The organism is Polaribacter sargassicola (assembly GCF_021991835.1).
In the GTDB taxonomy this organism is placed as follows: Bacteria; Bacteroidota; Bacteroidia; order Flavobacteriales; family Flavobacteriaceae; genus Polaribacter; species Polaribacter sargassicola.
On sequence record NZ_JAHDAU010000002.1, the window covers coordinates 208,812 to 233,801 of the forward strand.

Annotated in this window: 26 protein-coding genes; 10 read left to right on the top strand and 16 right to left on the bottom strand. The window is 28.9% G+C overall.

Translation table 11 applies throughout. From position 1 onward, the window contains the following. Window positions 1-2: 2 nt before the first annotated feature. On the bottom strand, window positions 3-371 hold the full coding sequence (gene rsfS / locus KI686_RS04265; protein WP_237588028.1) for a ribosome silencing factor: 369 nt from the start codon (window positions 369-371) through the stop codon (window positions 3-5). An 86-nt stretch (window positions 372-457) separates the two neighbouring features. Between rsfS and KI686_RS04270 the strand changes: the two genes are divergently transcribed. After that, window positions 458-1,189: a biotin--[acetyl-CoA-carboxylase] ligase gene (locus tag KI686_RS04270; RefSeq protein ID WP_237588029.1), complete on the top strand. Its 732-nt coding sequence runs from the start codon at window positions 458-460 to the stop codon at window positions 1,187-1,189. Here KI686_RS04270 and KI686_RS04275 read toward each other — a convergent pair. Beyond that, window positions 1,186-1,575 carry an SRPBCC family protein gene (locus tag KI686_RS04275; protein ID WP_237588030.1) on the bottom strand — a complete coding sequence of 130 codons (390 nt, stop codon included), beginning with the start codon at window positions 1,573-1,575 and terminating at the stop codon, window positions 1,186-1,188. The genes KI686_RS04270 and KI686_RS04275 overlap by 4 nt on opposite strands. An 8-nt stretch (window positions 1,576-1,583) precedes the next feature. Next, window positions 1,584-2,225, bottom strand: coding sequence for an orotate phosphoribosyltransferase (pyrE, locus tag KI686_RS04280; protein ID WP_237588031.1), 642 nt, complete (start codon window positions 2,223-2,225; stop codon window positions 1,584-1,586). 7 nt (window positions 2,226-2,232) lie between these two features. Between pyrE and KI686_RS04285 the strand changes: the two genes are divergently transcribed. Genes KI686_RS04285 through KI686_RS04295 form a run of 3 tightly spaced genes read left to right on the top strand, consistent with a single transcriptional unit; the run spans window position 2,233 to window position 5,742 of the window. Continuing rightward, window positions 2,233-2,826, top strand: a complete 594-nt coding sequence (locus KI686_RS04285; RefSeq protein ID WP_237588032.1) for an NUDIX hydrolase — start codon at window positions 2,233-2,235, stop codon at window positions 2,824-2,826. Between the two features lie 51 nt (window positions 2,827-2,877). After that, the gene (locus KI686_RS04290; RefSeq protein WP_237588033.1) at window positions 2,878-4,770 is read left to right on the top strand and encodes a SulP family inorganic anion transporter; all 1,893 of its coding nucleotides are present in this window, start codon (window positions 2,878-2,880) and stop codon (window positions 4,768-4,770) included. A 3-nt stretch (window positions 4,771-4,773) separates the two neighbouring features. Beyond that, entirely contained in the window at window positions 4,774-5,742 is a 969-nt protein-coding gene (locus KI686_RS04295; RefSeq protein ID WP_237588034.1) for a bile acid:sodium symporter family protein, read from the top strand. On the opposite strand, the gene KI686_RS04300 is transcribed toward KI686_RS04295, so the two are convergent. The 9 genes from KI686_RS04300 to KI686_RS04340 all read right to left on the bottom strand — a co-directional run bounded on the left by KI686_RS04300 (window position 5,735) and on the right by KI686_RS04340 (window position 15,614). Next, window positions 5,735-6,751 (bottom strand): cytochrome-c peroxidase, encoded by a 1,017-nt coding sequence (locus tag KI686_RS04300; RefSeq protein ID WP_237588035.1) that lies wholly within the window; start codon window positions 6,749-6,751, stop codon window positions 5,735-5,737. The two genes, KI686_RS04295 and KI686_RS04300, sit on opposite strands and share 8 nt — an antisense overlap. A gap of 72 nt (window positions 6,752-6,823) precedes the next feature. Next, on the bottom strand, window positions 6,824-7,672 hold the full coding sequence (locus KI686_RS04305; RefSeq protein WP_237588036.1) for an MbnP family protein: 849 nt from the start codon (window positions 7,670-7,672) through the stop codon (window positions 6,824-6,826). 31 nt (window positions 7,673-7,703) lie between these two features. Beyond that, window positions 7,704-9,689: a TonB-dependent receptor plug domain-containing protein gene (locus KI686_RS04310; protein WP_237588037.1), complete on the bottom strand. Its 1,986-nt coding sequence runs from the start codon at window positions 9,687-9,689 to the stop codon at window positions 7,704-7,706. A 4-nt stretch (window positions 9,690-9,693) separates the two neighbouring features. Then, a complete protein-coding gene (locus KI686_RS04315; RefSeq protein ID WP_237588038.1) occupies window positions 9,694-10,617 on the bottom strand; it encodes a hypothetical protein in 924 nt (307 codons plus the stop codon). A 329-nt stretch (window positions 10,618-10,946) separates the two neighbouring features. Beyond that, window positions 10,947-11,315, bottom strand: coding sequence for a hypothetical protein (locus KI686_RS04320; protein WP_237588039.1), 369 nt, complete (start codon window positions 11,313-11,315; stop codon window positions 10,947-10,949). Between the two features lie 90 nt (window positions 11,316-11,405). Continuing rightward, window positions 11,406-13,151: a M14 family metallopeptidase gene (locus KI686_RS04325; protein ID WP_237588040.1), complete on the bottom strand. Its 1,746-nt coding sequence runs from the start codon at window positions 13,149-13,151 to the stop codon at window positions 11,406-11,408. 6 nt (window positions 13,152-13,157) lie between these two features. Further along, complete coding sequence (locus KI686_RS04330; protein WP_237588041.1) at window positions 13,158-14,126, bottom strand: hypothetical protein; 969 nt, start codon at window positions 14,124-14,126, stop codon at window positions 13,158-13,160. A gap of 4 nt (window positions 14,127-14,130) precedes the next feature. Then, the gene (gene coaD / locus KI686_RS04335; protein ID WP_237588042.1) at window positions 14,131-14,595 is read right to left on the bottom strand and encodes a pantetheine-phosphate adenylyltransferase; all 465 of its coding nucleotides are present in this window, start codon (window positions 14,593-14,595) and stop codon (window positions 14,131-14,133) included. Between the two features lie 44 nt (window positions 14,596-14,639). Next, window positions 14,640-15,614, bottom strand: a complete 975-nt coding sequence (locus KI686_RS04340) for a D-alanine--D-alanine ligase (RefSeq protein WP_237588043.1) — start codon at window positions 15,612-15,614, stop codon at window positions 14,640-14,642. Between the two features lie 92 nt (window positions 15,615-15,706). Here KI686_RS04340 and KI686_RS04345 point away from each other — a divergent pair, with 92 nt between their 5' ends. Both KI686_RS04345 and KI686_RS04350 read left to right on the top strand, forming a co-directional pair. Further along, window positions 15,707-16,264: a PASTA domain-containing protein gene (locus tag KI686_RS04345; RefSeq protein WP_237588044.1), complete on the top strand. Its 558-nt coding sequence runs from the start codon at window positions 15,707-15,709 to the stop codon at window positions 16,262-16,264. Window positions 16,265-16,297: 33 nt separating this feature from the next. Continuing rightward, on the top strand, window positions 16,298-17,338 hold the full coding sequence (locus KI686_RS04350) for an RluA family pseudouridine synthase (RefSeq protein WP_237588045.1): 1,041 nt from the start codon (window positions 16,298-16,300) through the stop codon (window positions 17,336-17,338). A gap of 8 nt (window positions 17,339-17,346) precedes the next feature. On the opposite strand, the gene KI686_RS04355 is transcribed toward KI686_RS04350, so the two are convergent. Beyond that, window positions 17,347-17,844, bottom strand: coding sequence for a GNAT family N-acetyltransferase (locus KI686_RS04355; protein WP_237588046.1), 498 nt, complete (start codon window positions 17,842-17,844; stop codon window positions 17,347-17,349). 179 nt (window positions 17,845-18,023) lie between these two features. Between KI686_RS04355 and yaaA the strand changes: the two genes are divergently transcribed. Next, window positions 18,024-18,782, top strand: a complete 759-nt coding sequence (gene yaaA / locus KI686_RS04360) for a peroxide stress protein YaaA (RefSeq protein WP_237588047.1) — start codon at window positions 18,024-18,026, stop codon at window positions 18,780-18,782. A 75-nt stretch (window positions 18,783-18,857) separates the two neighbouring features. Here yaaA and KI686_RS04365 read toward each other — a convergent pair whose 3' ends face one another. Both KI686_RS04365 and KI686_RS04370 read right to left on the bottom strand, forming a co-directional pair. Next, window positions 18,858-20,282: an L-serine ammonia-lyase gene (locus KI686_RS04365; RefSeq protein WP_237588048.1), complete on the bottom strand. Its 1,425-nt coding sequence runs from the start codon at window positions 20,280-20,282 to the stop codon at window positions 18,858-18,860. 85 nt (window positions 20,283-20,367) lie between these two features. Beyond that, on the bottom strand, window positions 20,368-20,706 hold the full coding sequence (locus KI686_RS04370; protein ID WP_237588049.1) for a DUF2853 family protein: 339 nt from the start codon (window positions 20,704-20,706) through the stop codon (window positions 20,368-20,370). Between the two features lie 246 nt (window positions 20,707-20,952). Here KI686_RS04370 and dnaK point away from each other — a divergent pair, with 246 nt between their 5' ends. The 3 genes from dnaK to KI686_RS04385 all read left to right on the top strand — a co-directional run bounded on the left by dnaK (window position 20,953) and on the right by KI686_RS04385 (window position 24,413). Next, the gene (dnaK, locus tag KI686_RS04375; RefSeq protein ID WP_237588050.1) at window positions 20,953-22,857 is read left to right on the top strand and encodes a molecular chaperone DnaK; all 1,905 of its coding nucleotides are present in this window, start codon (window positions 20,953-20,955) and stop codon (window positions 22,855-22,857) included. A gap of 133 nt (window positions 22,858-22,990) precedes the next feature. After that, on the top strand, window positions 22,991-23,878 hold the full coding sequence (locus tag KI686_RS04380; RefSeq protein ID WP_237588051.1) for a metallophosphoesterase: 888 nt from the start codon (window positions 22,991-22,993) through the stop codon (window positions 23,876-23,878). Between the two features lie 13 nt (window positions 23,879-23,891). Beyond that, window positions 23,892-24,413: a hypothetical protein gene (locus tag KI686_RS04385; protein ID WP_237588052.1), complete on the top strand. Its 522-nt coding sequence runs from the start codon at window positions 23,892-23,894 to the stop codon at window positions 24,411-24,413. On the opposite strand, the gene KI686_RS04390 is transcribed toward KI686_RS04385, so the two are convergent. Further along, on the bottom strand, window positions 24,408-24,869 hold the full coding sequence (locus KI686_RS04390) for an Lrp/AsnC family transcriptional regulator (protein WP_237588053.1): 462 nt from the start codon (window positions 24,867-24,869) through the stop codon (window positions 24,408-24,410). The genes KI686_RS04385 and KI686_RS04390 overlap by 6 nt on opposite strands. Window positions 24,870-24,990 lie beyond the last annotated feature (121 nt).

Below are 24,990 nucleotides of genomic sequence, written 5' to 3' on the forward strand. Positions count from 1 at the left end.
AATTAAACTGGTTTTATCTCTGTTATTTTAGCATCTCCCCAAAGACTTTCTATGTCATAAAAATCTCTAACGTGTTTTTGAAATATGTGAACAACAACGTTTACATAATCCATTAAAACCCACTCAGAATTACCTTGCCCTTCTGTATGCCAAGGTTTATCTTTAAGCTCTTTGCTAACATGTTTTTGAATAGAACCAGAAATTGCATTAACTTGTGTATTAGAATTACCAGAGCATATTATAAAATAATCGCAAACGGTATTCTCTATATCTCGTAAGTCTAATAATTGAATTTTTTCTCCTTTAACCTCATCTATACCTTTAATGATTACAGAAATTAAATCGTCTGTACTTACCTTTTTATTTGTCATTAACTTTTTTATAATTTAACGCAAAGTTATTATTTTTTTGCGAGTATTTTGTGTAATTTTACACTAGTTTACACTTTATTTAACACTTGAAAATAATCAAACTTAGTGCCATTGATTCTACAAATTCTTTTTTAAAGAATTTGGCACAAAATTCTATATTAGAAAACTTTACTGTAGTTGTTGCTAGACAACAAAGAAATGGCAGAGGACAACAAGAGAACGGCTGGGCTTCTGAGCCTAATAAAAACCTTACTTTCAGCCTATTTTTAAGATTTGAAAACATAAAAATTGATGAAAAAAAATATTTAAATTTTGCTGTTTCTTTGGCCGTATATAATTTATTATTAGGCAAAAAAATACCAAAAATTTCTATAAAATGGCCTAACGACATTCTGTCAGTTAACAGCAAAATTTGCGGTATTTTAATAGAAAACACCTTTTCTGGAAACAAAATTAAAAACACGATTATAGGTATTGGCTTAAATGTTAACCAAGAAATTTTTCCTCAATTTAAAAGAAAAGCTACCTCTTTAAAATTAGAAACTAAAAAAGAATATAATTTAGATGTTCTATTAGATGAACTTTTAAAGGAGATAAAAAAAAGTATAAATTTACTTGAATCTAAAAAGTTTGACCTCTTAGATAATATGTATTTAAATGCCTTGTATAAAAAAAATATCCCTACTATGTTTAAAAATAGTAAGGATAAAGTTTTTATGGGAATGATCTCTGGTGTTTCTAAAGATGGAAACTTACAAATTCTCTTAGAAGATGATACTATAAAAGAATTTGGAATTAAAGAGATTTCTTTTCTTTAAAGTTTTGCAATATTTTCTGTAAGAGTACCTACAAATTTTGTTAAAGGTTTTTTAATCATCATTGTCATCATCGGATTAAACTCTCCATTAAACTTTAACTCAACTTCTGTTTTGTTTTCAGAAATTTCGTTAATCTCTGCCGCTAAAGTAAAAGGTAATTTACTACTTGCAGCACCTAATGTAACATTAGAAAATGCCGTTTTCTCTTTTAATACCAATCTAATTTCTGGCATACCTGGTAAACCAAACAAAAAAGAATCTCCATCAACTTCAAATTTTTGGATATTCTCTGGCATTAATTGCTTAAAATTCTGTAAATCTGTAAAGAAAGTAAATACTTCTTCTGCAGATTTTTCTACTATAACTTTATTTCCGTTTATATTCATTACTTATCTTATTGTTTCCAACCACTAGGATTGTTTCTCCAATCATTTAACGTAATTAACTCTTTATCTGTAATATAATCACTATCTAGAGCTTGCTCTAATAAATTTTCGTAGTTACTTAATGTAGCTAAGCTTACATTATTTTCTTTAAAGTTTTTGCTTGCTATATCAAATCCATAAGAAAAAATAGCTACCATACCTTTAACAACAGCACCTGCTTCTTTTAAAGCTTCTACTGCATTTAAACTACTATTACCAGTGCTAATTAAGTCTTCTATAACAACTACATTTTGTCCTCTTTCTAAGTGCCCTTCTATTTGGTTTTTTCTACCATGTTTTTTAGGTTCTGGCCTAACATAAATAAAAGGTACTCCTAATTCTTGAGCCACTAAAACACCAATTGCTATTGCACCAGTAGCAACACCAGCAATTACATCTGGCTTACCATATTCTAACTCTACAATTCTTGCTATTTCTTCTTTTAAAAAAACACGAACCGGAGGGTAAGATAACGTTATTCTATTGTCGCAATATATTGGCGACTTCCAACCAGAAGCCCAATTAAATGGATCATTCGGGCTCAATTTTATTGCTTTTATCTGCAATAAAAGTTCAGCTGTTTTTTTTGCCGTATCTTTGTTCAAAATCATATTGCAAATGTATAAAGTTTTTGTAAATGAAAAACCAATTATTATAACTTCTTCAAGAAAAGATGCTATTTTTAGCGTATTTCTATTTAAAGAGATTCATTTTGATGAAATTATCAATAAACTAGAAAATACAGATATTAAAGGTATTATTCTATATTCAAACAACTTAGAATCTGATTGGAAATCTTTTCTTACACATCTTAAAATGATCCCAGCTGCAGGAGGATTGGTTTTAAACTCAAAAAAAGATATTTTATTCATTTATAGAAATGGTGTTTGGGATTTACCTAAAGGTTGGATTGAAAAAAATGAAAGCATAGAAAATGCTGCTATTAGAGAGGTTGAAGAAGAATGTGGTATTACCAACATAAAAATTATAAAACCTTTAATAACTACTTATCACATCTACTTTCATAAAGGAGCTAAATTAAAAAAAACTCATTGGTTTTTAATGACTTCTGATTTTAATGGCGTGTTAAAACCTCAAACAGAAGAAGGAATTACACAAGCTTCTTTTAAAAACAGTTTTGAAACAGAAAAAGCTTTACAAAACACATACCAAAACATTAAATTAGTTTACGATACCTACAAAGAAAGTTAGTTTTTTAAAAAAACCTTCTATCTTTGCCGACTTGTAAAATTACACAAAACCATGACTGACTTTATCAAAAAAATAATACCTAACGCAAAAGATGATTTTTTAGCAGGAATTACTGTTTCTTTAGCAATGATTCCAGAAGTTGTAGCTTTTGCTTTTGTTGCTCAAATTAGTCCGATAGTTGCTTTATTTGGAGCTTTTGTAGTTGGAATTGTTTCTGCAACTTTTGGAGGAAGACCTGGTTTAATTTCTGGTGCTGCAGGTGCTGTTGCTGTAATTTTTGTACACATGATACAAGAAGGACACGCAAAAGGTTTATTATTTGATACTCCTGTAGAAAATATGGGATATTTCTATTTACTAGCCGCTGTTGTTTTAATGGGAATTATTCAAATATTTGCAGGTGTATTTAAATTAGGAAAATTTGTACGTTTAATACCACACCCTGTAATGATGGGCTTTGTAAATGGTTTAGCCATTGTTATTTTTATGGCTCAATTAGGTATGTTTAAAGAAAATAAAAAAGATTTATTTGGACAAAACATGCGTAAAACAACTTCTAAAGAACTTGTATATAATGTATCTAACAAACAAGTAAAAGATTTGGCTTCTAATACTGTTTTGTTTTATATAGACGGTAAATCCGTAATAAATAACAGCACAAAAGAAGAAGTATTTTTATTATCTGATGGACAAGTTTTTGATGTAAAAACAAAAAAAGTAATTTTTAACGCTACCGATGATGGTTTTTACTCTGTTACAGATAACGGTGTTGCGAAATCTGTAATGCAAGGAACTAACTTATATAAAATGATTGGTTTAGTATTACTAACCATGCTAATTGTTTGGGGTTTACCAAAACTAACTACTAAAATACCTGCTGCATTAACAGCTATATTAATTGTAACATTAGTTTCTGTATTTGGTGGAATTAATTCTATTAATGTAGGCGATTTTATTAGAGATGGTGGTGGCGCTGGTTTAAATGGTATTGATGAAATATCTAAAAAATTAAATATTTTAGAATTATGGAGTAACCTTCCTTTTAATTTAGACACTTTAAAATTTATTGCTCCTTATGCTTTTTTAGCTGCTTCTGTAGGTTTAATTGAAACCTTAATGACAATGAATTTAGTTGATGAATTAACAGAATCTAGAGGTAACGGAAACAAGGAATGTGTAGCCCAAGGAGCCGGAAACATTTTAAGTGGAATATTTGGTGGTACTGGTGGTTGTGGTATGATAGGACAAACTGTAATAAATATTAATGCTGGTGGTAGAGGTAGATTATCTGGTATTATGATGGCATTAACTTTATTAACTTTTATATTATTTGCAGATAAATATATAGAACAAGTACCCATTGCAGCTTTGGTTGGTGTAATGTTTATGATGGTTATAGAAACTTTTGCTTGGTCTAGTTTTAGAATTTTAAAGAAAATACCTGTTTCTGATGCTTTTGTTTTAATAATTGTTTCTGCTGTTACTGTTTTCTTCGATTTAGCCATTGCTGTTTTTGTTGGTGTAATTATTTCTGCTTTATCTTTTGCTTGGACAAGTGCTAAAAAGATTAGAGCAAGAAAACGATTTAAAGAAGACGGAACAAAAATTTATGAAATTTGGGGACCTCTTTTCTTTGGAAGTATTACGGAATTTAATGAAAAATTTGATATTAAAAATGATCCTGATAATATAGAAATAGACTTTGTAGAGTCTCGTGTTACAGATCATTCTGCTATAGAAGCTATTTTTAATTTGGTTGAAAAATACCAAGCAGCTGGCAAAAAAATATCTTTAAAACATTTAAGTGAAGATTGTAAATTATTATTATGTAAATCTAGTCCTATTTTTGAAGATATTATTATTGAAGATATTGATGACCCTCGTTATCATTTAGCTGCAAATCCAGAAAAATTTCCAAAACCGTTAGGCGAGTATAAGTTTTAGCACATGAAACTTAAGATTGATAAATTTGTTCTTTCTATAATTACAGTTATTATAATAGCTTATTTTTTTCCGTATTGGGCAACAGAAGAAAGTAACATTCCTATAAACACAATAAGTTCTATAGGAATTTCTCTTATCTTCTTTTTCTACGGACTTAAATTAAAACCAAATCAGTTAAAAGCTGGTCTTAAAAACTGGAAATTACACCTAATAATACAAGGCGCTACATTTGTAATGTTTCCTCTATTGGTTTTATTATTTTATCCGCTAATTCAAAATCAAAAGCAAGAAACAATTTGGTTAGCATTTTTTTTCTTAGCTAGCTTACCATCAACAGTATCTTCTTCTGTTGTAATGGTATCTATAGCAAAAGGTAATATACCTTCTGCTATTTTTAATGCTAGTATTTCTGGTATTATAGGTATAATAATTACTCCTCTTTGGATGGGATTATTTATAAATGATACACAAACAGATTTTAATTTTACAGACATATATGTAAAACTTATTCTTCAAATTATTCTACCTGTAATTTTAGGACTTTTATTACATCGTTTTTTAGGAAATTTTGCATCTAAACATAGTAGTAAACTAACTCTGTTCGATAAATCTATTATCTTATTAATTATTTACAAAAGTTTTGCAGAATCTTTTATAAACAACATCTTTAGCTCTGTATCTATTTTAGATTTACTAGCCATTTTTATTGGTGTAATTGTATTATTTATTAGCGCTTTTTCTTTAACTACTTATATTTCTAAAAAATTAAAATTAAGTACAGAAGATAAAATTACAGCTCAGTTTTGTGGTACTAAAAAATCGTTAGTACACGGTACTGTTTTTTCTAAAATATTATTTAAAAACTTATCTTCTATTGGTATAATGTTTTTGCCTTTAATGCTCTTTCATGCCATACAAATTTTAATAATTAGCATTGTAGCATCTAAATTAGCAAAGCGAAATATCAATTAATAAAATTGTTATCACTTAATGCTTTTAAAAAAAATATCAGATTTTCTTTTTCTTTTTCCGTAAGCGGAATTCTGTTATTGTTTTCTTTTAAAATTACATCTAAATTATCTGATTCTAAAACACCATTATCTAAATAATCTAACACTTCTTTTAAAGTAGCAAATTGCCCAAAACTTCCGTAAGGTGCTGTATACTCTACATTTCTTAAAGAAGGCACTCTAAAACGATACGCATCTTCTGCCAAACCTGTTACTCTTGCTCTACCAGCTTCATCTGTACTTGGGTTTACAGGAAAACCAATATTTCTAAAACTTTGATCTGTAAACAATTCTGTACTATGACAGGTTGCACATTTATCTTTAAAAACCTGATAACCTTTTGCCTCATTTTCGGTAAAAACTTCACCTTCGTTTCGCATAACTTTATCGTATTTACTGTTGGCAGAAATTAAAGTATATTCAAATTGTGCTATACTTTTGTAAATTCTATCTGGCGTAATTTCTTTATCACCAAAAGCTTTGTAAAATAAATCTAGATATTCTTCATACGTTTCTATTTTACCAATAACTTCTAAAATAGAAGAATCCATTTCTTCAAAAGTTATAATTGGCACTAATGGTTGATTTTCTAATTGTAATTTATTGCCATCCCAATTATAAAATTGCAAGAATGCTAAATTTTGAATTGGCGGAACATTACGAATTCCCAATCTCTCCTCAACACCTACAGCTATTTTATTATGATCTGAAAATACATTTGTTTTAATATGACAACTAGCACAAGAAATAGTATTATCTATACTTAATCTTTTTTCACTAAACAATTTTTCACCTAATTCAACTCCATATTTTGTTGGTATATTTCCATAAAAAGAATTGTTTAAATCCGGAAAATTATCTGGAATTATCAAATCTATTTCTGGATTTTCAAATACCAAAGGTTCATATTCTTCTTTATCACAAGAAAAAAATATAAATACAAAAAAGAGAATTTGTACTAATTTTTTCATTCAAAGAAATTTGGTTTATTATAAAAATAGAGCTGACTGTAAGACAAATCTAAGTCAGCTCTATTTTATTATTTAGTTTTGTACACTTTCTACAGAAAACATTCCTGTAACATCAGTATCTCCATTACCACCAATATTATCTACAAATAATACCATATTACCTGCATGATGAATACTCGGTGCTGCATTGCCTTCTCCCAATTCTATTGTATTTGTTTGCCCGCTTAACAAAGCATCAAAATCTGCTTTAATCACAATTTTAGGAGACGCACTACCTACATTTGCAGTAACTGGTAAATCTAAAATAATTTCTCTGTAAGCATCTACACCTTGCGTGTAACTACCTTCTTCACCCTCTACTGTACTTCCTGTATGAATAGATAATTCAGCGTTATCATCACCATAAAAACCTTCTATTTTAGTAAAACGGTAACCTGTTCCCCACTCCCAATGCATTGCTGTATCATTTGCACCAGCTGCAGCATAAAAATTAGGAAAACTAACCTCATCTAAAGTATTTAAAGCCGTTTTAACTCCTAATCCAAATTTTATTTGTGTATAATTTGCTGTTGGAATATCACTTAACAAAAACTGTAATGTTTCTGTTTTTGCTTGATTTACAACTGTTGCTCCGTTATCTAAATCATTTACATGATAAAGAAACTCATTATCATCTTCATCTATAAGACTAATGTTACTGATTACGTATTTTAGTTCAGAAAAATAATGAGCTTGCCCTGATGTTGATGTATTTACTGTAGCTTCTACAGAAGTTGCATCACCTAAAATGATTGTTTCTGATCCAAAAGTGTTGTTAAACTCTAAAGTAACATCATTGGCAACAGGAATACTATCTTCACTACATGAAATGATTCCTAAAGAAATTAATGATAGTAAAAGGTATTTTTTAATATTTTTCATTATTGATTTAATTTATTGGTTGTAATTTATTTTAAAAATTAATTTTTAAGGATGTAAAAATATTACGTCCCATTCTGGGGATGTTTCCCCAATCTGCATAAGTGCTATAATATTCATTAAACAGGTTTTCTGCACCAATTTGAAAAACTGTTTTGTAGTCCATAATGTAAAAAGTATAATCTGCAGAAACATTCCAATTTTTATAAGAAGGTGTTTCATCTTCGCCATAAAACGGACTGTAATTATGCTGTTTAAAATCGCCATTTAATGATGTTAGAATTCTGAATTTCTTATAAGAATAATGCAAAGAAGTTTGATAACTTAACGGACGGATAAATGGCAAATTACTTTGATTGTCATCTAAACCACGCGCATAAGTTAATGTTCCTTTCCAATGTAAATTTTGTAAAATACTGTATTTTCCATTTAAAGAAAAGTTGAACAATGTAGCATAATCTAAAGACGTATATCCCTTTACACCAACCGATTGATAATTCATTGGGCTACCTAAATTTAAAATTTTTCCTATGATGTAATTTTTGATATAGAAATAATTTACTTTGGCCTGCACACTTAACTTTTCGTTTTTAAAACCAGCACTTGCATTGGTTTCATAAGAAATCTCGTTTTTTAAATCCGGATTCCCAATGTAATCGTAACGATCAAAACTATTATAGATGTAATACCCATAACCTTCGGAAACCGAAGGAGCTCTATGACCGTAACCACCACCAACAGAAAAATCGAAATCACCAACATTTAGGTTATAACCCGCATGTAAACTTGGTAAAAATCTTGTTTTTTCTTGCGGAGTTCCTGGATGAAAAATCCAATTGAATTCTACATATTTAGAATAATTGTAGTTTACCCCTAAAGTTCCGCCAAAACTTAATTGACTTGCATTAGAAATATCCCAATAATTATTCATAGAAATACCTGCGTAAGTTGTGGTAACCCAAGGCCAACTATAAGCAAACATGGTTCTTTCACTTCTATCTTGCGGATACATTCGCATTTCTGCAATCGACAAATTATTGTAAGCATTCAGCTGTATTTCTGATGAATAATTATCTTTTTGAAGATTTACTTTAGAAACCAGTCCGTAAGTTGTGCTCCAACCTGGCATATCCATATGTACCAAGTTTTCTGGTCTTGTTGTATCATCCATGTAATGCTCTACAGCATTAAAATACACCTTAGAATCCCAAACTTTTACAATTCCTTTTTCAAAAAATTGTTTGTAAGCAACAGAAGTAATTAACGCCCTAGACAAAGACAAATCCATAGGTAATGCTGGAAAACCAACATCTTTAGCTTTGTCAAAAATGGCATCAACTCTAAGGGAAGATAAATCGTTCGTTTTGTATGCAACTCCTAAAGATGCATTGAATTTATGAAACTGAGAATGATTAACCTTATCATTATTTCCATCTGTATAATTACCTGCTTTTCTGTGCGAAATACTGGCATCGACTACTAATTTATCTGATGAATAAGAAGCGTTTGCAAGGTTAAAAAACTGATTATTATTAAACTCGAAACCAGTTTGATAAGCACCATTGTAATTTTCCCCTTTTTTAAATGCGGTACTTTTCCTTTTCAAATCGATGCTACCAGCAACTGTTGCGCCTTGCAAACTACCTTCTTGTCCTGATTTTATATCAATATCAGATAAATTATTACTTTCTACATAAGTTGTTACCGGGTCCATTTTATCTGTACAAGCACCAAAAATATGCATGCCATCAATGGTAATTATAGAACGTTCTGTACTCATATTATTTAACAAAGGTTCCCATGCATAAGCACCACGTTTTATAAAACTGATATTGTCTGAAGAAGCTAAAAACTCATCCACAGAAACTGCCATTTTCATGTCTGTTTCTATTTTTTTCTTTTTAGCCGCAATAATTATCACTTCATCTAGAACTGTTTTTACGCTGTCTTTTTCTTTTAAGATTGTTTGTGCGTTTATTACAGTAGCGCAAAAAAGAAATATTAATATTAATTTTCTCATCGGCTTAAAATAAAATGTCAATATGCAATTCTCCTCTTTCTCCTTCAATTCCTGGCGTAAACTCTGTTGAAACTTCTGTCCCTTTTATGATTTGCCCGTTTTCATCATTCAGAATAAAATTCAACGTCCAATTACCCGTCATTGTATAATTAACAACACCGTAATACAAACCGTCATCTCCTTGTGTTAAATCTACATTATTTGGTGATGAATGATTTCCCATAGAAGGTTCTGGCATTCTAGGGTCTAACAATAATGTGTGATTGTTTACAGTTGAATATGAAAATTGTGTTGGATCTGGAAACGTACCTGCAACATTTGTTGGTTTGTTGTATTTATAAATACCTGCAACCAAATCGTTTTGTGCAACACTTGGACTTTGTGGAGCTACTAGAGCAATAAAATATTGTTCATCGTCATTTCCTGTAAAAGCCGTCATGTTTAAATTTAGGTTTGTTTGCTCTTCCACCACAATTGTTTCATTTACAGATTGTGTATTATCATTCTCTGTAAAATCGATATACAATTGCCAATCTATGGTTGAATCGCTCTCACTTGTAAAAACAACATAACCAACATAATAACCTTCATCTGCATTATAAATTATATTATACGCATGCGGACAGGAAGATTTATTACCGTTGGCATCTGTCATTATTGGTAAAAAAGTAACTTCAGAATTCTCTAAACTAGTATTGCTTACTGTGTTAGTTATTTTAAGATGAACTTCGTTGTATCCTCTATAAAAAACACCATTTAAAGCCTCTATACTAATGTTATAGTTTTCTGTATTAAAAGAAGTAACTTCTTTAAACTCTATATATTCTGTTGTTTCTACGTTTAATTCTGCTTCGTAATCTGTTTTATCTATTGTGCAAGAAGAAAACATAACGAAAACAGCAAATACAATACCTTGTAAATGTTTCATTATTTTATACTGTTTTTATTAAAAACTGTTTAAAAAATAGCAGCACATAATATTTACTATTGTCTTTAAAAAAATGTAAAAACAATGCGTATTATTTTATGATTGTAAGTGATATAATTACAAATTACTACTATAAATAAATTGGAAAGAAACTGGTTAACTGCATGTAATAAAGACTTTTTAAAAAGACTTTTAATTAGTTTTTAGCTGTGTTTATATATCTCTTTAATTATCTCTAATTAAAAATAAACAGGCTACAATTTATTAAACACAATGCATTTAATAAAGCGTATTACTCTTTGTTAATGTTTCTTATTTGTATGTAGAAATTATACAAGTGGTGGATGAAAAATAAAATCTATGTATTGAAATTTATAAATTTTATTATACGTAAATTCTTTTTTTGATTCTTGATCTTGTAGTGCTAAAAAAGAATAATTTACTTTAGTGTCTTGAAAATAAACAATGGTATTTTCGATAATAATAGAAGTTTGATTTTTCTCGTTTCCAGGTTCAGAATCTGTAGATTTTGCCAATTGTTTCATTAAATGGCATTTTCCATTACACTGTAATTCTGGCTCTTCTTTATTTACACAAAGTTCATTTTTAATATAATCGTAAAACGCAGCATACTCCAATAATGGAAGCAAAGGCTTAAAAAGCAAAAATAATGATAAAAAAATTGCAGCTGTTTTCACGGCTGCAAATATCTTGATTTTTTTAAAGCTTTCCTAAATTAAAAGCTTTTATGTAACTACTTAATTGCTGATATATATACTACTCTAACATTAAAAAATTTTAAAAACAGGTAAACGCAAATATGCTTTTTCATAATTTGGTGAGTTTTTGTAAACAAAATCTAACTGAGCTCTTGGGTTTTTAGCAAATGCTTCGTCATTTTCCATTTTGTCTTCAAAAGCTTTTTTTAATGATGGGTTTTCTGCTAAATATTGTTCTGCTACATCTTCAAAAACATACGCAGAATAACCTTCTTTTTTTTGTAAAACGGTATCAAAAAAGTTCCAATTAAAAAAAGAATCAGTGGCTTCTGCCTCTAAAGTTTCTAATAAATAACGTACTCCGTTTTGATTTGTAGGAATTAACAAATCTCCTTTTTTAAAACCTATTTTTTCTGATGATTTTGTTACTTCTGTATTGTAGTGTAAATAATGTCCTTCAAAAGGAGATTTTCTTGTATCAAAATCTTTTACATGATTTACCTCAACAGTTATAACTGTATCATTTTTAAAACGCGTGTATTCTATTTTATTATTATCTAACCTTTCTATAATATTATGGAATCCTTTAGGTAAAACATACGCTTTAGGAATGGTAATTTCTTTAGTTACAGCAAATTCATCAAAATACTTTACCGATTTTGTAAAAGGTTTATTTCTATCATAAAATAACCTTTTTCCTGTGGTTACTTTACTATCAATCATTTCGCCTTCATAACCTTTAAAATCGAATTCTCTATACTTTTCTCTATCAACTTTAAATTGAATAGGATATGTTTCTTTTGCTAAAATGTTTTTTGTTGCTTGTGCTCTTAATTCTTTAATTTTTACTGAGTTTTCTTCAGTAAAATCAAAAGCTGAAAACATTAAATCATACGTTTGTTCTACTCTAATTTTATAGGGCTTTAACATATGCGTTTCTACCATTAAACCCAACGTATTAAAAAGTGTTGTATAACCTGTAGAATATCTTGGTGAATCGAAAAATTGCGACCAACCTGCTTCTGGTGTGTTACCCCAAACATTTACATACGGAGTAATAATAACTCCTTTTTTTTCTAAAGATTTTTCTAAATCCGGACGCATTTCATTTTGTAAAAACACACCTAAATCTCCTCCTAATTTGTTGTGTTGTGTAAATAAATGTGTAATTGCATATTGATAATCTGCACCATTACTTACATGATTATCAATAAAAACATCTGGATTTACAGTATGAAAAATTTCTGCAAAAGCAGCAGCGTTTTTAGTATCTTGTTTTACAAAATCTCTATTTAAATCGTAATTTCTTGCATTACCTCTAAAACCATATTCTTTTGGTCCGTTTTGATTTGCTCTTGTGTGCGAGTTTCTATTTAAAGAACCACCAATATTATAAACTGGTATTACACAAATAATAGAATTTTTATATTTTTCTTGAAGAGAATCGTTTTGAACAATATCTCTTAACAACATCATAGAAGCATCAATTCCGTCTGACTCTCCTGGGTGAATTCCGTTATTTATTAAAATTCTATTTTTTTGTGATGCTTTAATTTCATCAATATTATAAATACCATCACTATTATAAACCACTAAACTTAAAGGTTCTCCAGAATCTGTTTGCCCAAAAGAAAACAAAGAAATTTGATTATAGCTGTCTGCTAATTCTTTATAATAAGAAATTACATCTGCATATTCTGGTGTTTCTGTTCCGTTTGATTTTTCGAAAAGTGTGGTAAAATTTTTATTATTTTTTGCATCTTTTTCACAAGAAAAGATTAAAAATACTAAAAGAATAATGCTAATTTTTTTCATCTATTTTTATTCTGAAAATTTTAAACTTAAAGAATATGTAGAACTATATGGTACTCCTTTCTTTTTGGCAGGAGTCCAACCATCCATTTCTAACAAAACTCTTTCTATTTCTTTATTGTAAGCCAAAGTTAAACCTTTAACTATGTTTACATCTTCTACACGACCTTTATCGGTAACTAAAAAATTAATCAAAACCTCTCCTCTAGCTGCAGCAATATTAGGGTTAAGAGTTTTATTTATATATTTTCTTAAAGAAGTTTGATTCGGTTTTTTATAGTATGCTTCGGTTTTTTCTGTTTTATACATAGAAGCATCACCATTTAAATTCCAATTAATTCCTTTTACAAGTTTTCCTTTTTTATACGTTTCTTCATACCTTTTAAGTTTGTCTTTAAAAGCAGTCCAAAGTCCATTTTTTAAACCATCTTTATAACTACCTTTTACAAATAAGCTATCACTATCAAAAAACTGAGCAAAACCAGTACCTTCTTTTACTGTATGTCTACCTTTATCATCCCAAAAATTAATTACAAAATTATTTGTTCCATTATTTTGTTCGTTTGATACTATTTCTTCTTCAATTTTTTTCTTTCCATTTTTGTAATAATAAGTCCAAAGTCCGTTTCTTTTCCTCCCTTGTTCGGTTTCTCCTTCAGACGATTTTTGTCCATTATCATGATATGAAACATAAGTTCCTTCAGATTTTAACTCTTGAAGTCCCAAGGTTTTAAACTTAGATTCTAAAACAAATTCTTCTTTAAATTTATTATACAAGTACTTTTCTACTTTATAAGTGTCTTTTACCTCGTTTACATCAACCTCTTTTAAAACAACCAATGTATTTGTTTTTACATCGGTAGCTTTATTATTTTTATAATATAAAGTATCACCTACTTCATAATAAAAATTATATTGGGCAAAACTGTTATAAGTTGTTATTGTTATTAAAATAATTGTTATTAGAGTATATTTCATTTTTCTATTCCTTAATCCTTACTGTATCTGGTACAAAACCTCTATAATCTCCATTATTTCTAATAACATCTCTTACAATAGATGATGATATATAGCTTTTACCTGAAGAAGTTAGTAAAAAAATTGTTTCTATTTCTGTTTCTGTTAATTTTCTATTTGTATGTGCTATTGCTTTTTCAAACTCAAAATCTGCTGGGTTTCTAAGACCTCTTAATATATAGTCTGCATTTTGTTCTTTACAAAAGTTTACCGTTAGCCCTTGGTAAGTTAAAACCTTTATTTTAGGTTCGTCTTTAAAGCATTCTTCTATAAATTTTTTTCTATCTTCTAGAGAAAACATATATTTTTTATCGGCATTAATACCAATTGCAATAATAAGCTCATCAAACAATTTTACTCCTCTATCTATAATATCGTAATGTCCTAATGTTATAGGATCAAAAGATCCCGGAAAAATTGCTCTTCTCATTTTTTTTATTCTTTTAAAAACCTCTTTTTTATAACAAAACTACTTTATTTTAAAGCAGATTCAATTGCATTTTCAAATAATTGACTTAAAGTTATACCTGCAACTTTTGCTTGTTGTGGTAAAATACTTTCTTCTGTTAAACCAGGCACTGTATTCATTTCTAAAAAATAAGGTTCTCCATCAACAAAAATATATTCTGATCTAGAAAAGCCAGACATATTTAAAACTTTATAAACTTTTTTAGCTACAAGTTCTACTCTATTTTTTTCTTCTTCTGATATTCTTGCAGGTGTAATTTCTTGTGATTTCCCTTCGTATTTTGCTTCATAATCAAAAAAATCATTTTCCGAAACAATTTCTGTAATTGGTAATACTTTTATTTCATTCTGATATTCAATTACTCCTACAGACACCTCTGTACCATCTAAAAAAGATTCAATTAAAATTTCTGAATCTTCTTTGTATGCATTTTCTATAGCTGGCAACATTTCTTGTTTTGTATGTACTTTAGAAATACCATAACTAGATCCTGCATTGTTTGGTTTAACAAAACAAGGCAAGCTTACTTGCTCTATAATTTTATCTACATCTATAACATCTCCTTTGTTTAAATATGTAGAAATAGCCGTTTTTATACCGTATTTTTTTACAACACTTAACGTATCTCTTTTATTAAAAGTAAGTGCCATTTGATAGTAAGGTGCAGAAGTATGCTTTAATCCTATTAAATTAAAATATGCTAAAAGCTCTCCATTTTCTCCAGGATTACCATGAATTGCATTAAAAACACAATCAAAATTAATTTTAGCATTCTTAAAAGTAAAAGAAAAATCATTTTTATCAATTACATATTCATTTGCATCATCATCTAAAGCAACCCATTTATCCTTTAAAATATGCACTCTAAAAGGGTTGTATTTTTCTTTGTTTAAATGCTTATAAACAACATTTCCACTAGTTAAAGAAATGTTTACTTCGGATGAAAAACCACCCATTACAATAGCTATATTTTTTTTCATTGACGTAAAATAATAAAAACAAATTTATCAAAATAATTATAGAAACAGCAACGTTTACTTTTTATATCTTTGCGTGTTCCAAAAATCTAAAAATGAGTATTCTTAAGTTTCTAAAAAGTAAGTATTTCTTTATACAAATTGCAGTTGCTATTGCTGGTTTATTAATCTTTATTTTTGCTTTAAAATTTTGGTTAAAAACCTCTACAAATCACGATCAAAAAATTCAGGTTCCTAATTTACATAAGATGTCTATAGAAAATGTAAATAGAACACTTGAAGAACTTAATTTAGGTTACATTGTTATTGATAGCGCTAGTTTTAACCCAGAATACCCTAAAAAATCTGTAATAGAACAAAGCCCAGAAGCTGGCGATTTTGTAAAAGAAAAACGTAAAATTTATTTAACGTTAAACCCTTCTAAATATAGAGATATTAGTATACCAGATTTAAACGGAAGTACTAAAAGACATGCCATTTCTCAATTACGTTCTAAAGGTTTAAATGTAGACACAAGCTATACTTATGTTAAAGATATAGGTAAAGATGTTGTACGTGGTCTACTTTATAAAAAGAAAGTTTTAAATCCTGGTGATCAATTACCTCTAAATTCTATAGTAGAATTGGTTTTAGGTGACGGAGAAGGAAATTAATAATAAATAAACTTTGCCACCAAAAAAAATAAAATGCAACAAAAACAACCCCAAGATATAGAGAATGATGATTTATATGAACATTATAGATTTATAGCAAGCGAAGGTCAAATACCTTTAAGAGTTGATAAATTTTTAATGAATTTTATAGAAAACGCAACAAGAAGCAAAATACAACAGGCTGCCAAAGCTGGTAATATTTTAGTAAATGAAGTTGTAGTAAAATCTAATCATAAAGTAAAACCTAATGATGTTATAAGAGTTGTTTTATCATATCCGCCTGCAGAAAATTTATTGGTTGCAGAAGATATTCCTCTTAACATTGTTTATGAAGATGATACCGTAATTGTAGTTAATAAACCAGCCGGAATGGTTGTACATCCTGGTCACGGAAATTATTCTGGCACATTGGTAAACGGGTTAATTCATCATATAGAAAATTTGCCAAATAATTCTAATGAAAGACCTGGTCTAGTCCATAGAATTGATAAAGATACCAGCGGATTATTAGTAATTGCTAAAACAGAATATGCAATGGCTAATTTATCTAAACAATTTTTTGATAGAACAACAGAGCGTTTGTATTACGCTTTAGTTTGGGGAAATATTGAAGATGATGAAGGTACAATAGAAGGTAATATTGGCCGTAGTTTAAAAAATCGTTTGCAAATGGCTGTTTTTCCTGATGGAGATTTCGGTAAACACGCTGTTACTCATTTTAAAGTTTTAGAAAGATTAACCTACGTTACTTTAGTACAATGCAAATTAGAAACTGGTAGAACACATCAAATTAGAGCCCATTTTAAACATATTGGTCATACTCTTTTTAATGATGAACGTTATGGTGGAAATGACATTTTAAAAGGAACAACTTTTACAAAATACAAACAGTTTGTAAACAATTGTTTTAAAGTTTTACCTAGACAGGCATTACATGCAAAAACACTAGGTTTTACACACCCAACAACAGGAGAATTTATGCAATTTAATTCTGAAATACCTGATGACATTACCGAGTGCTTAGAAAAATGGAGAACTTATTCTGAAAACTCTAAAGATGTTGAATTAGAATAATTAATTTGTTAGTTAATTATTTTACTTCTTCTTTCTAACAACATATTATCTTGCCAAACTCCATTTAGTTTGGCAATTTTTTCTTTATAACCAATAATCCTAAATCCACATTTTTTATGAATCTGAATACTAGCTTTGTTCTCTCTAAAAATACTTGATTGTAAAGACCAAATAGAATGTTCTTCGCTAATTTTAATTAATTTATTTAATACTTTCTCACCCAATCCCTTACCTCTTTCTGTCTCTTTTACATACACACTAACCTCTACAACTCCTTTATAAACAGCTCTCTTAGAAGTTGCAGATAAACTTCCCCAAGCTACAATCTTATTATCTTCCTGTAAACCAATTCTTCCTATAGAAAGATATTTGTTATTCCAAGTTTTCCAATCTGGCACTTCTGTTTCAAAAGTAGCTATTTGGGTAGCTATGCCTTCTTTATAAATAGCCGCAACTTGCTTATAATTTTCTTTATTAATAGTTACAAATGATAAAAGCGTTTCCATTCTAATTTATTTACAATAGTTCAAATTTAAAACCTTTTACTAAAATAATAATTTACTATTAAAAAACACAAAACTATTACATTTACTTATACCATTATTATATATTACATTTAAAATATTTTTAAGAAAGCAAGAATCCTTTGTACTTTTATACTCTAATTATTCTTGAACAATAACACATGAAAATCATTATATCTCCAGCAAAATCTTTAGATTTTGATAGCAAAGTACCTACAAACTTATACACACAACCTCGTTTTTTAGATCAATCTAATAAACTGAATAAAAAATTAAAAACTCTTTCTAAAAATAAATTATCTGAACTAATGAAAATTTCTGATGATTTAGCTGCATTAAATTATGAAAGAAATCAATCTTGGCAAACTCCTTTTACTACAGAAAATGCAAAACAAGCCATTTACTCTTTTACAGGAGCTGTATTTCAAGGGATTGATGTAAATTCTTTAGAAGAAGAGAAAATTCCTTTACTACAAGAAAACTTAAGAATTTTATCTGGCCTTTACGGCTTGTTAAAACCATTAGATTTAATACAACCTTATAGATTAGAAATGGGTACAAAATTAAAGGTTGGTAGAGCTGAAAACTTATACAAATTTTGGGATACCACTATTGCAAATTCATTAAATAATGAATTAGAAGATAACGAATTGTTAGTTAATTTAGCGAGTACAGAATATTTTAAAGCAATACCTAAAAAAGTTTTAAAAGCACCTATGATTACACCTATTTTTAAAGATTTTAAAAATGGTGAATATAAAGTTGTGATGACTTACGCTAAAAAGGCGCGCGGATTAATGGTACGTTATATTATTGATAATAATGTAAATACTATAGAAGATTTAAAAGGTTTTAATGTTGATAAATATCGTTTTTCTGAAGAATTATCTTCTGGAAATGATTTGGTCTTTACACGATAAAAAAGTGAACAGTATTCAGTGTTCTGTTTTCAGCAAACATCTGCAAACTGCCCACTGAATACTACTTACTAAACACTAACAATCTACAATTCTTACAGTTACAGCTAAACCTCCTTCAGATGTTTCTTTGTAGTTTTTATTCATATCTTTAGCAGTTTCCCACATAGTATCAATCACTTTATCTAAAGGTACTAAAGATTCTTTTGGATTTGTTTCTAAAGCCATTTCTGCTGCATGAATTGCTTTTATAGCTCCCATAGAATTTCTCTCTATACAAGGTACTTGCACCAAACCAGCAATAGGATCGCAAGTTAACCCCAAATGGTGTTCCATTGCTATTTCTGCAGCCACTAAAGATTGCGCTGGCGTACCACCTAACAATTCGGTTAAAGCTCCTGCTGCCATTGCAGAAGACACCCCTATTTCTGCCTGACAACCACCCATTGCTGCAGAAATTGTGGCATTTTTTTTAAAAATACTTCCAATTTCGCCAGCAACTAATAAGAATTTTTTAATGTGATTAAAATCGGCTTTATGGTTTTCTATTACTAAATAATACATTAAAACAGCCGGAATTACACCTGCGCTTCCGTTTGTTGGTGCAGTTACTACTCTGCCTAAAGATGCATTTACCTCATTTACAGACAATGCAAAACAGCTTACCCATTTTAAAATTTCTCTAAATTTTACTTCGATACTTCTAATTGCTGTAATCCATTCTTTTGGATTATTATAACTACCATCTTTTATTAATTTTTGATGAGTTTCAAAAGCTCTTCTTTTTACATTTAAACCACCAGGTAAAATTCCTTTTGTATGACAGCCAAGGTACATGGACTCTAACATTGTATCCCAAATTCTAAGTAATTCTGCATCAATTTTATCAGAAGAATTTAAAACCAATTCGTTTTGCAAAACAATATCAGAAATTAATAAATTTTCTTTTTCGCAATAATTTTCTAATTGAATAGCTCTGTTGATTGGAAAAGGAAAATTTTGTTTATTGATTTCTATTTCTTCCTCTAAATGATCTGTTTCTTGTACAAAAAAACCTCCACCTATAGAATAATAAGTCTCTGTAGATATTTCTTTCCCTTCAGAAAAACCTCTAAATGTTACTCCATTGGCATGAAAAGGCAAAAACTCTCTATTAAAAACAATAGAATCTTTAAAAAAAGGAATTTTTTTACCTCCTTTAAAGTGAATTTCTTTTTGTGTATTTATTCTATCAACAATTATAAAAAGATCTTCTATTGGTATATACTCTGGGTCTGCTTCACTTAAACCTAAAAGAATTGCTACATCGGTTGCATGCCCTTTACCTGTTAATGATAAAGAACCATACAAATCTACTTTAACAGCATCTATACTATTAAAAATCTCTATTTCTCTTAACTTATTAACCCATGCTTGGGCTGCACGCCAAGGACCTAAGGTGTGTGAGCTTGATGGGCCAACACCAATTTTAAGCATATCAAAAACACTAATAAACTGCGACATTCGTAAAGATTAAACTTATTATGTCTGTAAATGTAAAAAATCCAACTCAATGAGTTGGATTTTTTATTTAAAATATAATTTTATATTAACTATAGATAGCTTCTTTACCAAACTCTACAGCCAATAAATAATAAACTACAGCTCTATATTTACTTCTTTCAGATTTACCTATAGTTTCAATTACTTTATCTATAGCAGCATCTAACTGAGGCCCATCTTCTAAACCTAACTTTTTAATTAAAAAATTATTTTTAACTGTTAATAATTCTTTAGCATCAGAACCAGATACTGTCTCTGCATCTCTTTTATAAATAGACGGCCCTAAACCTTTTGTTACAGCTTTTAATAAGTCTGCATTATAGTCTAGACCTTTATCGTCCATAAACTTAGAATACTGTGCTACTTTTTCGTCAAATTTACTCATGATTTCTTTTTTTAGTATTAGATTTATTTAATTTAAAGTTGAGCTTCATCAAATATAAGAAATAAAAAAACACCTCTAATATTCTTTCACTACACTTTATTAGATACACATTATGTCATAATGTCACAATAAAATTCATTTTTTTTTTAAATAAACTGACATTTGCCTATTAAAAAGCAGTTGGCACAGCCTTTGACTAATACAGATTGTAAAATTGAATTAAAAAATTAATATAAATAAATTATTATGAGTAAAATAATTGGAATTGATTTAGGAACAACAAACTCTTGTGTTTCTGTAATGGAAGGTAACGAGCCTGTTGTAATTCCTAATGCTGAAGGAAAAAGAACAACACCATCTATTGTTGCTTTTGTTGAAGGAGGAGAACGTAAAATTGGTGACCCTGCAAAAAGACAAGCAGTAACTAACCCTACAAAAACAGTTTATTCTATTAAACGTTTTATGGGTAATAAATTTTCTGAATCTGCAAAAGAAGTACAAAGAGTACCTTATAAAGTAGTAAAAGGAGATAATGATACACCTCGTGTAGATATTGATGGTCGTTTATATACACCACAAGAAATTTCTGCAATGGTGTTACAAAAAATGAAAAAAACAGCTGAAGACTATTTAGGAACAGATGTTACTGGTGCTGTTGTTACTGTACCTGCATATTTTAACGATGCACAAAGACAAGCTACAAAAGAAGCTGGTGAAATTGCTGGTTTAAAAGTAGAAAGAATTATTAATGAGCCAACTGCTGCTGCATTAGCTTATGGTTTAGACAAAGCAAATGACGATAAAAAAATTGTTGTTTTTGACTTTGGTGGTGGTACGCATGACGTTTCTATCTTAGAATTAGGTGATGGTGTATTTGAAGTTTTAGCTACTGATGGTGATACGCATTTAGGTGGTGATGATGTTGATGAAAAAATTATTAACTGGTTAGCAGAAGAGTTTCAAGCTGAAGAAAATATGGACTTACGTAAAGACCCAATGGCTTTACAACGTTTAAAAGAAGCTGCAGAAAAAGCAAAAATAGAGTTATCTAGTTCTTCTTCTACAGAAATTAACTTACCTTATGTTACTGCTACTGCTAGCGGACCAAAACACTTAGTAAGAACTTTAAGTAGAGCTAAATTTGAGCAATTAATAGACGATTTAGTAAAAAGAACAATAGAACCTTGTAAAACAGCTTTAAAAAATGCTGATTTATCAACTTCTGAAATTGATGAAATTATCTTAGTTGGTGGTTCTACAAGAATACCTGCAATACAAGAAGCTGTAGAAAAATTCTTTGGTAAAGCGCCAAGTAAAGGTGTAAACCCAGATGAAGTTGTTTCTTTAGGTGCTGCTATACAAGGTGGTGTTTTAACTGGTGATGTAAAAGATGTATTGTTATTAGACGTTACACCTTTATCATTAGGTATTGAAACTATGGGGAATGTTTTCACAAAATTAATTGATGCAAACACAACTATTCCTACAAAAAAATCTCAAGTATTTTCAACTGCTGTAGATAACCAACCATCTGTAGAAATCCATGTTTTACAAGGAGAAAGAGCAATGGCTGCAGATAATAATACAATTGGTCGTTTCCATTTAGATGGCTTACCACCAGCACAAAGAGGTGTACCTCAAATTGAAGTAACTTTTGATATTGATGCAAATGGTATTATTAAAGTATCTGCTTTAGATAAAGGAACAAACAAATCTCACGAAATTAGAATAGAAGCTTCTTCTGGTTTATCTGAGGAAGAAATCGAAAAAATGAAACGTGATGCAGAAGCTAATGCTGATGCAGATAAAGCTGCTAAAGAAACTGCTGAAAAAGTAAATGGAGCGGATTCTATGATTTTTCAAACAGAAAAGCAATTAAAAGAATTTGGTGATAAATTATCTGCAGATAAAAAAGATCCAATTGAAGCTGCTTTAGTAGAATTAAAAGCTGCACATGAATCTAAAGACTTAGCACAAATTGATGCTGCTATGGAAAAGATTAATGAAGCTTGGAAAGTTGCCTCTGAAGAAATGTATGCTGCTGAACAAGCTGCAGGTGGTGCTAATGCCGGTGCACAAGGTCAGCCAGAAGCTGGTAATGCAGACCAAGGAGATAATGTAGAAGATGTAGACTTTGAAGAAGTAAAGTAAGCAGAGATTCTGAATTTATTTCAGTATTCTTTCAAAAAAAAAGAAAACATATTTTCTTAATATTACAAAAACGCAATCATTAATTTGATTGCGTTTTTTTGTATTGTAATATATTTGTGAAAATTATTAAAAAATGAAAAAAACAATTTTCTTTTTAATTACTTTATTTAGCATTGTTTCTTGTAATAAAATAACAGATAATTCTTTTAAAATAGGAGTTATTTCTGATTGTCAGTATTGTAATTGCGATGTAAAATGGGACAGATATTATAAAAAATCTCCTACAAGATTAAAAGAAGCAATTAACACCTTAAACCAAGATTCTTTAAGTTATACAATACATTTAGGTGATTTTATTGACAAAGATTTTAAAAGTTTAGATAGTATTTTACCAACTTGGAAAAAATTAAAATCAGAAACTTACCATGTTTTAGGAAATCATGATTTTGAAGTAGAAGATTCTCTTAAAAAAGAAATAATTAAAAAGCTAGACTTAAATAAAAGGTATTACAGTTTTGTAAAAAAAGACTGGCGTTTTATTGTTTTAGATGGTAATGATTTAAGTTATCAAGGTGCTATTTCTAAAGAAAAAAAACAACAAACAGATTCTATTTTTAATCTTTTAAAGGATAAAAACTTACCTTATTTAGAAAAATGGAACGGAGCTTTAAGTAACAAGCAATTAAACTGGATAAAAAATGAATTAGAGATTGCTACAGAGAAAAATCAAAAAGTGGGTTTTTACTGTCATTTCCCTATTTATCCAATAGACCAACATAATATTTGGAACAGAGAACAGTTTTTATCATTGATAAAACCATATAAAAATGTAAAATTCTTTTTTAACGGACACAATCATGCAGGTGCTTATCAATTTGTAGATAATGTGCATTACTTAACTTTTAAAGGAATGGTAGATACAGAAAACACATCGGCTTTTGCTAATGTAACATTTAATAAAGATTCTATTATAGTAAATGGTTTTTACAGAGAACCGTCTAGAAAATTAGCTATAAAATAAATAAAATTCCTATTTGAAAACCTACAACCAAACCAACTTTTTTAAACATACTTTTTGTGAATTTACACAAATTGATGATTTTAATTTTCCAGAAGACACCAATTACAAAAGTAAGTCTAACAGCATGTATTTTTATACAAACGAAGGTGTTTACAGAAAATCGAATCATTGGGGAAGAGTTGCTAATTGCAGGTGGAAATTGATTACCAATAACAATTATAAAAATCAACAAATAGTAATTGGTTTTGCTAAATGGACCGACTTCTACCCTATTAATTCATCAGAAAAAAACTTTTTTATAGAAGTAGATTTTAAAAACAAAACAGCTAAAATTCAACCTAAAAAAAAAGAAACTAAAAATTATTTATTTCCATTTTCTGAAGCTCAAAAAAAGGTAAAACAAATAGCGCATTTATTTAAAAATGATAAATGGGCAACTTATTTTAATGACGATATTGATAAAGTTAAATTTAAAATAATATCAGAATTTATAAACTCTGATAAAACATTACAAGAAATTAAAAGATTTTTATAAAGGTATTCCGTGGTTATTTTTAATTTCTCCCATAACAAAAGTACTATGTGCACTACCTACATTTTTTATTGACCCTAGACTTTTTAAAACAAAAGACTGATAATGTTTCATATCTTTTACCATCACTTTTAATAAAAAATCAAAATCTCCAGAAATATTGTAACATTCTGTTACTTCCTTTAATAAAATTATATCTTTTACAAATTGTTCTCCAATTTCATTGGTGTGTTCTTTTAATTTAATATTACAAAAGACAATTAAAGAAGCCTCTAATTTTTCGCTACATAAAACAACTGTTGTCTTTTTTATATAACCTTCTTTTTTTAATCGTTTTATTCTATCAAAAACAGGCGTATTTGTAAGATTAACTTTTTGTGCAAGTTCTTTTGTTGTAATATCTGCGTTATTTTGTAATAAACGAAGTAATTGTAAATCGATTTCATCAATCTGATACATAGAATATTTTTCTTTTTTAAATTCTCTTTTAATCCGTAAAAAGAACTTTAATCTAAAATTAACTCAAAAATAGTTTTATATTCTGAATAATCCTTAATCATCATTATTTTTATTTTTAATA